Raw genomic sequence first — 13115 nt, forward strand, 5'->3', positions numbered from 1 at the left:
ATCTGCAACTTCTGTGCTTCACTCCATTTACGTTTGATGATACTCATATTTTTAAATTTAGTGACTTTTGAATAAGTCAAACTATTTCTAAAACTATCTCCAGCCTTTTAGGGGGCTAATACACTGTGCATGGTGAACTTTCTGAATAATAATGTTTTTAATCTTTTCAATGATCTGTTTTTTTGAATTGTCCAGTAGTTCAAAGCCCAAGGCATCTAAGTTCTTCTCAAACTGCTCTAATTTTTCTTTGGGTATTTCGTCGGCTATTTCTACTTCTCCCAAAGAAACTTTGCAGTTGTCAATGTCCAGCGATTTTAATTCCTGCTGTACAACTAATATGCAGCGGTTGCATACCATATTTTTGATGTAAAGGTGCATAAAGCAAAAGTATGGCAGACTATTGTTAAACGGCTTTTGCAATTTTTTCCATAATACGGTGGCTGTCTCCAAATTTGCATAAGGCATCACAATGCTGCCTCAGTTCCGAAAAAAGAATATATTTTATTACTGTATTTTGCTTCTTAATTGCCGGACGGGATAATTGTAGAACTACATCCTTTTCCCGCTTATCTGGTACTATTAAATAAAATACTTCATCACCATCAGCTAATGTATAGCTCAAGTCGGTTAGCCGTAAAATACCCGAATAAATGCTGGTGCTCTTCTCAACCTCAAACGCTGCAATAACATTGTTAGTTCCCTTTTCAAACCATAATACATCAATGAGCTTAATAGTGTTCAGCGTTTCTTTATCCAAAGAAATCTCAGGAAAAAATGGAAGGCTCATAAATGAAAAATTGTTACCAGCATAACACTTGGAACGGTCATTAGAAGCAGGAATGACATCATAACCCAAAGCCTTTCCTATTTTGAGCAAGTGATATTGCATTTCAGTATGGAGATTCTCTTCTTCTCTTTCTGCTTTTACATCTTCATGTCTTTTTTCCATTAATTTCTCCAGCTTTGTCCTTTCAGTTTGCGACAGGTATTCATCGCCTCCTAATACCAGCTTTTGCATGCCTATTTCAAACAATAATCCAGCAATAGCACCCAAGTCAGATGACAATTCAGAACGATGATGATTGTTAGTTTCAATTAAAACTTCCCGCAACTTCAGATACTCACTCCAGCTACCCAATTTCTTTTTGTCCTTAAAAACATAATTAAAGCCGTTAATAATGGCTGTATTGAATGGTGGGATAATAGTGGGATGCAGAAAATATAGAATACTGGCAACTGCGGGACCTAATCCTTTTATTTTTAGGCTATCCAGTTTGATAACTTCTTTGATGATTTGTTCTTCACTCTTTGCATTAAGGCAATTTTCTAAAAACTGCCCAAAAGCCTGCTTGTTACCTTCATGTTCGTAAATGTCAGGTATTCTCAATTTTGGCTTCCAGTAAAAAGGATGAGCAGCTCCTTCAAATACCTGCTTTTGTTCTGTAATGCAGGTTAAAACAAACTCTAAAGAAGAACCTTTAAAGTCATTCGGAAAACGTTTGCACCTGATATCTTCTATTACCTGCATTACCCCTCTACGAATAGAGCGGAATGCTTTTAGCCTATCTTCATTATTAATAAACCATGTGTTGTAAACCGATTCCTTATCTGATTTATATTGCTGAATAACCTGCGGAAAATTAGAGTTCATGTTCTCTACAGCGATTGTACTACTGGTATGCAAATAAACAAAACTCAAAATACTTCTTAATTGAAAAAATTGCTGCCAAAAAAGTTTAATTAAAACCGGAAGCAATCGCTGTCAGAAATAAAAGCAGATAATTCAGTTGAAACTTGTAACAAAATGAAAAGGTATCAATATTTGATACCTTTTCAAGGGAAGTATTACAGATTTTCTTTAATAATATTTTGACAATAATCCTTTATCATTTTTCTGACTTCCCTGAATTGCTGCATAATTTCTTCTTCAAAGCCTGTTGCTTTTGCAGGGTCCGGAAAGTTGTGGTGAAATTTCTTTGCCTTGGAAGGGAAGAATGGGCAGCGTTCCCTGGCATTATCACATACAGTAATAACAAAATCAAAGTCAATGCCTCTGTATTCATCCATATTGTTTGAAGTATGGTGTGAAATATCAATACCATCTTCTTTCATGGTCGCTACAGCCCTTGGATTTACGCCATGCGTTTCCACACCTGCACTATATATTTCAGCCTTATCACCTGCAAAATGTCTTAAATAACCTTCTGCAATCTGGCTCCTGCAGCTATTGCCGGTACAAAGCACTAAGATCCTTTTCATGTTCTCTTCCTTTCCATTAATATAATCAGTAACCTTTTCTAAGCATATCAGCATATTCATCAGGCAATGGGCTTTCTTCCACTGCTTTTGCCGCCTTCTCCACATCATAATCAAACCTGATAAATTCTACCTGAACCGCATCTTTATTGGTTATGCTGCTATCTGCATTAATCGTGAGTATCACATAACACCCTTTGGGGTTGTTATCCTTCGGCTTACCTACTGAGCCGATATTAATAGCATGTCTATAGTGAGGGTTTTCACCTGGCTCTGTTGGCAATACCCGGTGATATGGTTTGTGCGTATGACCAAAGCACATTATATCTGCATCAGCCCCTTCCATGATTCTGAGCAGGCTTTTTTCATCTCTATCTTCAAACAAATACTCATTAATCTTTCTTGGGCTGCCATGCACTAAAAGCAAATTGAGCTTATCATTATTCAACTGAAACTCTACCCTGATATGTGCAGGCAAGGTTCTGAGGTATTTTCTTTCCTCCGGCTTCACAATGGAGTTAGTGAAGGAAATAGATATTTTACCCATATCCTTTTCCGGCTCCGTTTTGTAAGCACAGCCGCATTCATCACTCATTAAGCCAATGCCCTGGTCATAATTGCCTGCAATAGTCGGAATGCCTCTTCTGCGAATCTCATTAATTACTTCATTCGCCCAGATGTTATAGCCTACCAGATCACCAAGGCAGTAAACGGCATCCGGCTTCTGTTCTTCTATGCTTTGCAGGCAGGCTTCCAGTGCCGGAAGGTTTGCATGTATATCACTGAATAATGCAATTCTCATGAATTATGGATTTAAGCGTTTTGTAACTGTTGTTTTGTATAGTATTTATCCCTGAACCAGAAAGCGACATTAACCAGGGCAATGAGTGCCGGTACTTCCACCAAAGGACCAATAACACCGGCAAAGGCTTGACCGCTATTAATGCCAAATACACCTATGGCTACTGCAATTGCTAATTCAAAATTGTTCCCTGCTGCTGTAAAGGCGATAGATGTATTAGTAGAATAATCTGCACCCATTTTCTTGCCTATAAAGAAGCTGACCAGGAACATAATGGCAAAGTAGATCATCAGAGGAATAGCTATCCTGATCACATCAAAAGGAATCTGAACGATCAGCTCACCTTTAAGGCTGAACATAACCACGATGGTAAACAGCAATGCAATCAATGTTATAGGAGAAATAAAGGGAATGAATTTGTTTTGATACCAGGCTTCACCCATTGATTTGCGAAGTATCAACCTGGTCAATACACCTGCTGCAAACGGAATCCCTAAATAGATAGCAACACTTTCAGCAATCTGCCCGATAGTAATATTTACTTCCGCGCCATGAGTACCAAACAGGGGAGGGAGCAGGGTTACAAATGCATAAGCATAAACGCTGTATAATAATACCTGAAAGATGCTGTTCAAGGCTACCAGACCTGCTGCATATTCCCGGCTGCCTTCTGCCAGTTCATTCCATACGATTACCATTGCAATGCAACGAGCTAAGCCAATCAGGATAAGCCCAACCATGTATTCCGGTTTGTCATGTAAAAAGAGTATAGCAAGAAAAAACATCAGCACAGGACCAATCACCCAATTGAGGAATAAAGACATTCCTAACACTCTGGTGTTCTTAAATACTTCCTTAAGCTTTTCATAACGCACCTTGGCAAAAGGCGGGTACATCATCAGTATCAGCCCTACCGCCAGGGGAATGTTTGTTGTCCCGGATGAAAAGGAATTAATGAATGTGGAAGAGGAAGGGAAGAAATAGCCTATAGCTACACCAATACCCATTGCCAGGAATATCCATAAGGTCAGATACCTGTCTAAAAAGCTTAATTTTTTCCGCTCATTTGCCGGAGCACAGTTATTTGCTGACATATTCCTTTCCTTGTTTTTAATGAGTTGATCTGCTCGTTGCCTTTGGTTGAATGTTGTGATTAGTTACAGCAATCAGGACCGCAGCAAGCCTTAGCTTCAGCAGGTTTTTCCGCATATACGGTAATGCTTCTTATGCCTGTTCCGGACTGCTTAAAAGCAGTGATCTGATCTGCTGATAAATACTGACTAAGTATATCATCAGGAATGATAATAGCCTTGTCCTTCTGAATGGTAATATTGGTAAAGCCGTTTGCTTCTATCAGTTCCATATACACCTGCTTCTGGATGGCACCGGCTACACAGCCTGCATACATTTCAGCCGCTTCCTTGATCTGTTTAGGCAGCTCACCTTCCAGCACAATATCAGAGATAGAAAAATGACCACCTGGCTTCAATACCCGGTAAATTTCCTTGATTACAGCATCTTTGTTTGGAACTAGGTTCAATACACAGTTGCTTACAATAACATCAGCCGTATTGGCTGTAACAGGCATTTTCTCAATATCTCCCTGCCTGAACTCCACATTGTTAAAACCTCTCTTTTCTGCATTGATTCTTGCCCTTTCAATCATCGCCGGGGTGAAATCAATGCCAATCACTTTGCCCATTTCTCCGGTCTCATGCCTGGCTATAAAGGCATCGTTACCGGCACCACTGCCAAGGTCTATAACTGCATCACCCTGTCTGATCTTTGCAAACTGAGTAGGTAAGCCACAGCCTAAGCCTAAATCAGCATCCGGGTTATAACCTTCCAGTTGCGTGTAATCATCAGCCATAATGTTATAAACTTCTGTGCTGCAGCAGCCAGAGCCACAGCAGGAGCTTTCTTTAGCTTCCTTATCCTGTGTGGCTATCTCGCTGTATTTCTGCCTTACCAGTTCTTTTACATCCTGAGTTTCCATTGTTTAAAATTGTTTGATTGTTATATTGCAATATTGCGATTGATTAAGATAAAAAAATTTAACAGCAGTCCTTATCTACTCTCTGATAGGTAATAAAAAATGCTTCAAAGGTTTTCCTGTATTCCTCCCAGGTCTTTTCATTGATGCAGTAACAAACGCTTGTGCCTTCAACATTACCCTGAATAAGCCCCACTGTTTTCAACTCTTTCAAATGCTGTGAAATGGTTGCTTGTGCCAAGCCTAATTCCTCTACCAGGTCACCGCAGATACATGCCTGCTGCTTTACCAGGTGTTGAGTAATGGCTATGCGTGCAGGGTGAGCTAATGCCTTCATCATGCCTGCCAGCCTGTTCTGCTTATCGGTAAATATTTCTGATTTTGTCAATCCCATATCAATCGCAATATTACGATGGATAAATTGATTGATCAAAATTTATTTTCTTGGAACATAAAATGGAAAAGCTGCTGACATTTAAACGGCTTAAAGATTTTGGATTTACGCTGAGAGAGGTTGCTAAAATGCTAGACATGATTGAAGTGAATGAAGCAACCTGCAATAACGTATTGCAAAAGCTTTACGAAAAAGTGAATTGCTTAACCAAAAGATTAAAGAACTCATTCAAATCAGGACAATGCTGTTAATCGGAGCAAATAAATGTGCCGGTTATTGTAATCCTGATAAAGCAGAAGATAACTGTCCAATCTTGGTTCCTGAAAGAAAAACTAGTTAATTACAGCAAGATTTATTTGATTGTACTGGTGGACAGGCTACCGTGCCGTAGCTGCAAAATATGCAACAGTCTCCCTGTTTAGGTTTTAGTGTAGTCTCGCAATTTGTACATTTATAGAAATACTGACAAGCATCTGTTGGCATGGTTTCTTCTTTTTGAAAACCACAATTAGGGCAAGTGATAGTTGACTGTAATATGATTGTCTTTTCCATAGTCACATTGAGGTTATGCATAAATTTTTATCGAAATAGCCCAAAAGTGGACAAAATCCTCATTATACTAAAATGGTCGTTTTTGTATAATATATTCCTCCACTCCCTTTTGTTTCTTTTACATCTAATTACATTTTACAAAACACCTTTACAAAAACAGGTTATATTGTACTCATTAATTGGCAGGTTTTGTATGATTTTACCCCGGTGGTTCACTCCAACTACTAAAACCAACATCAAATGAAGTACGGCTATGCAAGAGTTTCTACTGAAGTACAAAACTTACATCAGCAGATTGACGCGCTCACAGCCGCTGGCTGCAGCTAGATATTCAAAGAGAAGATTTCCGCTGCTAAAGAACGAAGTAGATAAGCTTCTTTCTCATATGAAGAAGGAAATATAATAGTAATGTTGAAATTGGATCAGTTGAGACGCTCCCAACAGCAGCAGATAGACTTATAGTATTTGTTACATTGTTCGAGTAAAATCATAACGCCATTGTTTTTGATAGCTTGCAAAATAGTCTTTGTAGTATAAATTCACGTCAACCTTCCATTTGTTGACAACTGATAATAATGTTTCCTGTAGAAAAATACAACTGTATTAACGTTATGGTAAGCTGCTGCCAGGCTGTATATAGATTTCTTAACCTCCTGTAATATTTCTTGCAGGAGATTATTATATTATACTTTGCCTATTTGGTAAAATAATCTATTAAGAATTTCTCCAACACTTGTTGGAGATTTAGACAGCTTTTGTAGTGTGTCGTGCAATGAATGGAAATTCCGCTTAAAAAGATTATATGGTTTTGTTGGAAGCAGAGCATTGGCTTATTGAAGAATCATTCTGATTAATCATTTAAGTAAATTACATCCTGAAAACATCAATGCAAAACTTAATGCTTTTGCCCTTAACCTTAAGATACTTTTAAACTGGTTGGCGGAAGTAAACCTTTATGTGTAAACTATGCCCTTAATCATAAGTGCACCAACAGCTTTGGAAAAAAGAATTGTTATTGTTACATCATTTAAGCAACTACAGTTTTCGTCAAAACTGACGAATCTAACCAGACACATGGTAGCCATCTTTTTATTGTAAAAGCTGCGATAAGGCTGTAAGTTCCTTCTTAACTCCGAGGTAATATTTGTCTACTTATTATTAAATCCACAAATTTTTTCATTAATTTCGTCAAAGAATGAGTTCTTTCCTTAAGGGTGAAAATTCGGTTACCCACTGAGTATTTGGAGAGCTTTTATATTGATTAGTAATTAATTATAAATATTCATACGGACCCGTCCGGTCCGCAGAAAGCAAAGGAAAGTCACTGTAAATCAGTGACTTTTTTAGTTTAGTCGAATTTTTAGTCGAATTAAGTTTGTTTACACCTCAAATTTGAACACTACTTTACAAAGAGCAACATATCCTTACAAATTTACTGATTTCAACTGTTTCATTCTAATGGTATTATGTTCTTAACATCTTGCCATACTCTAAATTAGAATTTTATGACTACTAATGGTTCTCCCTAATGCTAAGTAGAATTCAGATAGATGTTTAGCAATGTGATTATATACTGTTGTTTGGAGAGAATAGTAAGGGGTACTAAATATATTTAATATCTTGGATTTAGTAGAATTAGATAGCAGTCAGTTTTGGTATTGGGATATGGTATAAAATTGCTTGTTAATTGTAGAGAAGGGAATTCATTTTACTATTTAAAATTGGCTTCAATCAACCGTTGAATATCGTTCCAAAGGAAATAAACATTCCTCCTGATGCGAAATGGTCTTAGCTGGTCGTGTTTGATCCAATCGTAAATGGTAGGCCGGGATACCTGAAAGAACCGGCAAACTTCACTCATTTTCAATAGTGGCTTATAGGTTAAGCCCTCTACTTTGGTAACATCCTGTTCGGGTACTTTATTATTTTTGATTTTATTTACTTCCTCTCTGATGATTAACCGTATCTGATTCCAGAACTCTTCCGGCTCATAAGGGAATAACATAGGTGTGGCATTTGCATTACTCATATACGCTCATTTTCAAACTCACTCAGACCTGTCCTGTTTTTAGGAAGAATATTTCTTTCTTTACGGCTAATCAACTTATATGCATTAGGCAAACGATACTACTGATTTCAGGATTATAGGAGGGAATATATTTTATATATCCTGCATCATGCAGTACACGCATACACTTATTGAATGTTTTCCTGGAGCTGATCTTTGCCAGATTCATAATTTTATCTCTGTTAATTCCAAAAGGGCTAATATAGTTCCCCTGCTTCCACCAGTAATATAGCGCAAAATATAAACTGGTGTGTGTGGCATTTATCATGGCATCCTCCTCCGCTTTTTTGTAGAAAGAGTCTATAGGTGCAATCATTACTTTGGCTTGCATTATAATTAAATTCATTTCTCTATTTCTCCTTTAAGTGCCGGTTTTTTACTTTTATTGTTTGTACTTTTTGGTATTGGTTCTGCATCATGTTGCACCATTGCATTTTTGCGCAACAAACGATTGTTAGCATGTACCTGCCGTTCCAACCACCGGTTATTCAAAAAACGATACGCTTCAGTTGCAGTAATCCCCTCACCATTAATGATGTAAAATCTTTGACTTAGTTCATACTTGCTTTTTAATACGGTCAATTCAGATATCGTACTTTGTAGAGTTATATCTGTCCAAAATTTATACTTCAGCAAATTAGCTAAAACAGCACCTTCCGCAGAAGAGGTTAACGCTTCTAAATCCCTTGTAATTTCTTCAATTGTTGCTTCCTGTTTCCAGGTATTCTTATCAGCGATAATAAAGCCATCAGAAGAACTATTCTCTGGTGGCATTTGCCAATCAACAGCCTGCATTTGCTTTTCTAATTCCAACACGTCAACTCCGTTAATTAAAGAAGCTGAAATCTCTACAGCCTTTCTCAAAGTGGCATCATAATACGAGCAGGTAAGCCTTTTTGATGTTATATCTTCATGGAAGGATAGCTGATAGTTAATTGTATCTTCTCCAAAGCACATTCGTTCACGGATGACGAATTGCTTTTGTCGAATACAAGCATTGAAAAGTAATATTCTACCTGTAGAAGCAGAAAAGCCTAAAGAAGAGAGCATTTCAATCAATGCGGAAAGATGCTGTACATCCATGGTAATAAACAGATTTACTTTTAATCCTTAAATCAGTGAATATGTTGCCCTTTGCTGTTGCTGATTCTTTTTTTCGGCAATAGCGTATTGCTTTCATTCAATATGTTCCTATTATCCTTAGGTACCTTCAAAATGGTTGTTTGCTTTTTTTGCTGCTGAAACAGTTCCTTAGGTGATTGTTCCACTTTAGTATTGACAGGCCTGGTAGCGTGCTGGCTAGTTTTTACCCTTACCGGCGCACTGCTGATGATGCTAACAGACAACAGGTCCTTACTCCTGTTCTGCTGTCTTTGCTTAAAGGCATCTACCTGTCCTTTTATAAAATCCGCTGCTTTTAGAACAACCCTGGCAACTATGTTTGGATAGACTGCTTTCTTCAGTTTCTTTGTCTCTCCTTTAATTACATTCAACAATAATTTTTCATTACTGGTAGCATCTCCCTTAATGCCTTTATGCAAATCATTAAAGAACTCCATTTTACTTTTCAGAAAATGTTTTTCCTTTACTACATCATTGCCAAATATGGCTTTCAACTGATTCTCCTTTTGAAGCCAGTTGTTTAATCCTTCGGTTACCCTATTCTTCATTCCCTTTTCCATACAACTTGTTTGAATTGTGAAATACTTCTGATTCGCCGGTCTGAGTTCTATTGTTTTATTGGGTCAGCCCCTTTTTCCTGCCTGTTCTTTTCTTAGGCAATAAGCTATCTTCCTTTACCTGTTTATTTACCTTCTCCTTTTGCGCCTTTGTTTTCACGCCTTTATCGGTATGCACTTCCTTACCATTTAGCTTTTCGGTGTTTTCAAGTTGCGGTTTAGCATTAGTCTGAGCGGGCGCTTTAGCTTGGTTTTGAATTATCTCTTCTTTTTTTAGCCGATTCATTTGCCCGTCGCAGAGGTTGATAGTTTTATACTGGGGATTGGCTTCGATGAAAATCCGCTGCTGCTTTCCTCCATTTTCTAATGTAACTGCCTGCAGATTGCCTTTTTCAAGTGACTTCACCAGTTCCATTCTTTGTGTGTCAGTCTGTAACTCTTTAACCGGCAAATTGTTTAAGGACTTAGCCAGGTCATAGCCGTAGTTTTCATGGTATTGCTTCACCATGTAGTTTCCATGCTTATCCTTGTTCTTAAAGTCAAGCTGTAACCAGGCGTTGTAAGACTGCTCTTCTTTATTTGTCAATTCCTTGAATACAGCCCTGCCATCCAGTAAATTGAAGGCTTCCTTGGCAGTCACTCCTTTGCCTTTATTGATGTAAAAAGTTTGCTCACGCGATTGTCCTTGTCCTTTTTCAAGCTTAGCCGTATAGCTATTGAAAAAGTACATGTCGTTGTTGTCTGACTTTCGGAAATTTAGTACTGCTTCAAATGGCTTTTGATTAACTATCGTCTGAAAAAGCAACTGAAACTCCGGGTTCCCTTCTGCTATTTTTTGCTCCAGCTCTGCATGTAGCTTTTCACCAAAGCCCATGTACTTTACCTGCTCTTTTAAGTAGTTTACATTTTGTTCGTTCATTTTGTAGATTTTTATAAATTGGTGATTGATAAATTGTGGATTTGCTTTAGCCAGGTTTAAAAACTTATCCGGTGTTTTAATGTAAGTAAAGTCCCATCTGTCCCGGTCACTCCCGTTATTGTAGCAGAACTCCCGGGCATCCGCTTTAAGCTGAAAGAAGTAAAACTCCTTATCCTGTACAGTAGCAAGCTGGTTGTATGCCAGCCAGTTGCCCCTCTTCAAAGCACTGGCTATAGCATCGCTGATAGGTATTGCTTTCATAGCAGCTTACAACGGTTTGGCAGCAAGGAGGTGCCGGTTATAAACTTTGAGCACCAGATTTCTGCCGCCATTTTCCTCAAATACCCGGATGGACAGGTACTTACCATTTTCCAGTGTAAACTTCGGCAATGCCACTACCCGAACCCCGCTGGAATGGCTTTGTACGGAGCTGTCCGTTTCATTGGTAAGCAAAGGTTGCAATACACGCTCCTGTACCGCTTTGCGTTTTGCTTTTCTGGAATCCTTTATAGTGAAAGCAATGTTTTGAATACTGAAACTGATGTTTGACAAGTTGCTTATCATGAACTGAAAGTAAAAGACATCATTTTTGATGTACAAGCCTTTCAACAACAGGTGCACCAGCCCGCTGCGGGCATGTAAAGCATACATCCTTTTCTTTTCAGCAGCAACCTGCTTAACTGTATTCTGTAATGTTTCAACATTAGATTGGATGTTATTTTCATGCTGACCAATGGAACAATACATGCCATTTTTCGGGTTTAGCTCACTCCTGTCTGTAACAAATGAGATAGTCAGGTGTTCAGGTGCTAAACTGTAATTGACTTTAAAGGGATAAAGCTTATTGTCTGCTGTGATAACCGTAACATTTGTTTCTGTGAAGCCTGCCTTTGCTGCTTTTAATTGCAGCACATTATCGGAACCAGGAGCTTTTTGTGCCAGTACATCCTGGCTGCCTCTGTCTATACTCCTGATAGCATAAGGGAATATAAGGTGCGTTGTTTTGTTGCAGGTAACAGCTATGTTGTTGGATGTAATAAAAGTTTCTTGTGCTAATGCTGATGATGTAAGAAATAGCGTAAACAACGTAAACAGAAAGAATATTACAAAGTAGTTTTTCATAACTAATTGAGTTGAATGTATTGCTAAAGCTGGTGAGTGTTCTTTAATAAAACCTGGTATCCTGCGGGAAGGGTAACTTTTATCAGCTTTATTTTTTTACTTAGTATTGTCCTGGCGGTTTCAATGCCGGCATTGGCTGCTTGTGCACCAAGGGAAGGATTAAACAAGGATGTCCCAAAGCCACTTGTCACGCGGTCTGCTGACTGCTTTGCAGCATTGATACTAATGGAACCGGGTACATAAATACCTTCCAACCCATCCATATCATACACGTTCAGTGAAACCGGCAGTATATTATTTCCAAAACGGATGGAATGAATACCAATAGTTAACCGCTCATTCTTTAACGCTGCAATACCATATAATAAGCATCCTTTTGGAATTATTTTGCCCTGTACTGTTATTTCCTGCTGGAGAGACAGTTTTACAGTAGCGCCATTAACTACTGTTTGTGTTTCTGCTATCATTGCTCCAAAGGCATTTGCATCTGTCGTATCCGCCATAGTCAATGAATTACTTTCACTATAAAATGCATTTTGTATCAACGTAGTTGGGTTTGGCACATTTACAGCCGTCGGAGTCTGAAGCGTTGATACCGGGGTACGTTTATCCCTTTTGCGAACTGCCAGGACCTGCTCATTCCTACTTACGCTTTGACTGATTTGCAGCTCCGTATCCTTCAACAGTTCCGGATGTTGTATAGCAGCAATTTTATCCAGCATTTGGTTCAACTGTGCTATTTCCGGATCTTCTGTTTTTTTCTCCTTTATACGATTCATCATCGCTTCCAATTGGTCAACACGACTATTATAAACGGGCGTATTTACGGGCGGGTATTGATTGGAAGCGAAGTCATTTTGTGCATTTGAACGTTTGGAATTTGCCAGTGCTTTATTAAGCTGATTTAACTTACTATACACCTTAGCTTCATTAGCGTCTACATCACTGGTATTATCTGGCAATGGATTGTATAGCTCCTGATTAGCTGAAAGAAGATTTAGCTTCGTATTTCTGGAAGCGCTATCATTCCGATTATTAAGTTTAAACCAGTATGGGTCATTACGCTTTTCTTCCAGTAGCTTCGCCGAATCTTTGGATGCCTGCTGGTAAAAGCTAAGCTTATCAAAGCCTTTATCACTTTTGAATTTTGCATCCGGCAATTGTGTGTTTAATCCGCTTTGAGAATTATTTGTTGCGTTTGTTTTATTGTTTTTACCGCCACCTATAGCCCAAAAGAAAAGCGTCATAAACGGAAGAATGAAGAGCGGCATAAAAATCAACATTTTACGTTTGCTCCTCAGCCTTTCGGAATGTTGTGCTGTTTGCATGT

15 protein-coding genes are annotated in these 13115 nt (G+C 38.4%); 1 reads left to right on the forward strand and 14 read right to left on the reverse strand.

The annotated features are described in order from the left end of the window. Positions 1-93: 93 nt before the first annotated feature. The 8 genes from FC093_RS21855 to FC093_RS24485 all read right to left on the reverse strand — a co-directional run bounded on the left by FC093_RS21855 (position 94) and on the right by FC093_RS24485 (position 6018). Positions 94-378 carry a hypothetical protein gene (locus tag FC093_RS21855; protein ID WP_137263950.1) on the reverse strand — a complete coding sequence of 95 codons (285 nt, stop codon included), beginning with the start codon at positions 376-378 and terminating at the stop codon, positions 94-96. Between the two features lie 25 nt (positions 379-403). Further along, a complete protein-coding gene (locus FC093_RS21860; protein ID WP_137263951.1) occupies positions 404-1651 on the reverse strand; it encodes a hypothetical protein in 1248 nt (415 codons plus the stop codon). 194 nt (positions 1652-1845) lie between these two features. Next, positions 1846-2259: an arsenate reductase ArsC gene (locus FC093_RS21865; protein ID WP_137263952.1), complete on the reverse strand. Its 414-nt coding sequence runs from the start codon at positions 2257-2259 to the stop codon at positions 1846-1848. 25 nt (positions 2260-2284) lie between these two features. Beyond that, on the reverse strand, positions 2285-3058 hold the full coding sequence (locus FC093_RS21870) for a metallophosphoesterase family protein (protein ID WP_137263953.1): 774 nt from the start codon (positions 3056-3058) through the stop codon (positions 2285-2287). A gap of 11 nt (positions 3059-3069) precedes the next feature. Continuing rightward, positions 3070-4152 carry an ACR3 family arsenite efflux transporter gene (arsB, locus tag FC093_RS21875; protein ID WP_137263954.1) on the reverse strand — a complete coding sequence of 361 codons (1083 nt, stop codon included), beginning with the start codon at positions 4150-4152 and terminating at the stop codon, positions 3070-3072. A 59-nt stretch (positions 4153-4211) separates the two neighbouring features. Beyond that, entirely contained in the window at positions 4212-5054 is an 843-nt protein-coding gene (locus tag FC093_RS21880; protein ID WP_137263955.1) for an arsenite methyltransferase, read from the reverse strand. A 58-nt stretch (positions 5055-5112) separates the two neighbouring features. Beyond that, the gene (locus FC093_RS21885) at positions 5113-5484 is read right to left on the reverse strand and encodes an ArsR/SmtB family transcription factor (protein WP_449404370.1); all 372 of its coding nucleotides are present in this window, start codon (positions 5482-5484) and stop codon (positions 5113-5115) included. Between the two features lie 297 nt (positions 5485-5781). Beyond that, on the reverse strand, positions 5782-6018 hold the full coding sequence (locus FC093_RS24485) for a GDCCVxC domain-containing (seleno)protein (protein ID WP_449404371.1): 237 nt from the start codon (positions 6016-6018) through the stop codon (positions 5782-5784). Positions 6019-6237: 219 nt separating this feature from the next. On the opposite strand from FC093_RS24485, the gene FC093_RS24730 reads away from it, so the two are divergent. Then, a complete protein-coding gene (locus tag FC093_RS24730; RefSeq protein ID WP_137263984.1) occupies positions 6238-6324 on the forward strand; it encodes a recombinase family protein in 87 nt (28 codons plus the stop codon). Positions 6325-7708: 1384 nt separating this feature from the next. On the opposite strand, the gene FC093_RS21900 is transcribed toward FC093_RS24730, so the two are convergent. From FC093_RS21900 to traM, 6 genes are all read right to left on the reverse strand, one after another. Beyond that, positions 7709-8026: a helix-turn-helix transcriptional regulator gene (locus FC093_RS21900; protein ID WP_137263957.1), complete on the reverse strand. Its 318-nt coding sequence runs from the start codon at positions 8024-8026 to the stop codon at positions 7709-7711. A 381-nt stretch (positions 8027-8407) separates the two neighbouring features. Next, complete coding sequence (locus FC093_RS21905; protein WP_137263958.1) at positions 8408-9148, reverse strand: hypothetical protein; 741 nt, start codon at positions 9146-9148, stop codon at positions 8408-8410. A gap of 32 nt (positions 9149-9180) precedes the next feature. Beyond that, positions 9181-9747: a hypothetical protein gene (locus FC093_RS21910; RefSeq protein WP_137263959.1), complete on the reverse strand. Its 567-nt coding sequence runs from the start codon at positions 9745-9747 to the stop codon at positions 9181-9183. 55 nt (positions 9748-9802) lie between these two features. Beyond that, the gene (locus FC093_RS21915) at positions 9803-10924 is read right to left on the reverse strand and encodes a hypothetical protein (RefSeq protein WP_137263960.1); all 1122 of its coding nucleotides are present in this window, start codon (positions 10922-10924) and stop codon (positions 9803-9805) included. Positions 10925-10930: 6 nt separating this feature from the next. After that, positions 10931-11785 carry a conjugative transposon protein TraN gene (gene traN / locus FC093_RS21920; RefSeq protein ID WP_137263961.1) on the reverse strand — a complete coding sequence of 285 codons (855 nt, stop codon included), beginning with the start codon at positions 11783-11785 and terminating at the stop codon, positions 10931-10933. A 23-nt stretch (positions 11786-11808) separates the two neighbouring features. Next, positions 11809-13113, reverse strand: a complete 1305-nt coding sequence (gene traM, locus FC093_RS21925) for a conjugative transposon protein TraM (protein WP_137263962.1) — start codon at positions 13111-13113, stop codon at positions 11809-11811. Between the last annotated feature and the right edge of the window lie 2 nt (positions 13114-13115).

The organism is Ilyomonas limi (genome assembly GCF_005233845.1).
GTDB lineage: Bacteria > Bacteroidota > Bacteroidia > Chitinophagales > Chitinophagaceae > Ilyomonas > Ilyomonas limi.

What these genes read in the sequence shown, in the direction of transcription:
- FC093_RS21855 (WP_137263950.1), bottom strand. Translation starts at nt 378, where the DNA reads ATGCACCTTTACATCAAAAATATGGTATGCAACCGCTGCATATTAGTT.
- FC093_RS21860 (WP_137263951.1), bottom strand. Translation starts at nt 1,651, where the DNA reads ATGAACTCTAATTTTCCGCAGGTTATTCAGCAATATAAATCAGATAAG.
- FC093_RS21865 (WP_137263952.1), bottom strand. Translation starts at nt 2,259, where the DNA reads ATGAAAAGGATCTTAGTGCTTTGTACCGGCAATAGCTGCAGGAGCCAG.
- FC093_RS21870 (WP_137263953.1), bottom strand. Translation starts at nt 3,058, where the DNA reads ATGAGAATTGCATTATTCAGTGATATACATGCAAACCTTCCGGCACTG.
- arsB (WP_137263954.1), bottom strand. Translation starts at nt 4,152, where the DNA reads ATGTCAGCAAATAACTGTGCTCCGGCAAATGAGCGGAAAAAATTAAGC.
- FC093_RS21880 (WP_137263955.1), bottom strand. Translation starts at nt 5,054, where the DNA reads ATGGAAACTCAGGATGTAAAAGAACTGGTAAGGCAGAAATACAGCGAG.
- FC093_RS24485 (WP_449404371.1), bottom strand. Translation starts at nt 6,018, where the DNA reads ATGCATAACCTCAATGTGACTATGGAAAAGACAATCATATTACAGTCA.
- FC093_RS24730 (WP_137263984.1), top strand. Translation starts at nt 6,238, where the DNA reads ATGAAGTACGGCTATGCAAGAGTTTCTACTGAAGTACAAAACTTACAT.
- FC093_RS21900 (WP_137263957.1), bottom strand. Translation starts at nt 8,026, where the DNA reads ATGAGTAATGCAAATGCCACACCTATGTTATTCCCTTATGAGCCGGAA.
- FC093_RS21905 (WP_137263958.1), bottom strand. Translation starts at nt 9,148, where the DNA reads ATGGATGTACAGCATCTTTCCGCATTGATTGAAATGCTCTCTTCTTTA.
- FC093_RS21910 (WP_137263959.1), bottom strand. Translation starts at nt 9,747, where the DNA reads ATGGAAAAGGGAATGAAGAATAGGGTAACCGAAGGATTAAACAACTGG.
- FC093_RS21915 (WP_137263960.1), bottom strand. Translation starts at nt 10,924, where the DNA reads ATGAAAGCAATACCTATCAGCGATGCTATAGCCAGTGCTTTGAAGAGG.
- traN (WP_137263961.1), bottom strand. Translation starts at nt 11,785, where the DNA reads ATGAAAAACTACTTTGTAATATTCTTTCTGTTTACGTTGTTTACGCTA.
- traM (WP_137263962.1), bottom strand. Translation starts at nt 13,113, where the DNA reads ATGCAAACAGCACAACATTCCGAAAGGCTGAGGAGCAAACGTAAAATG.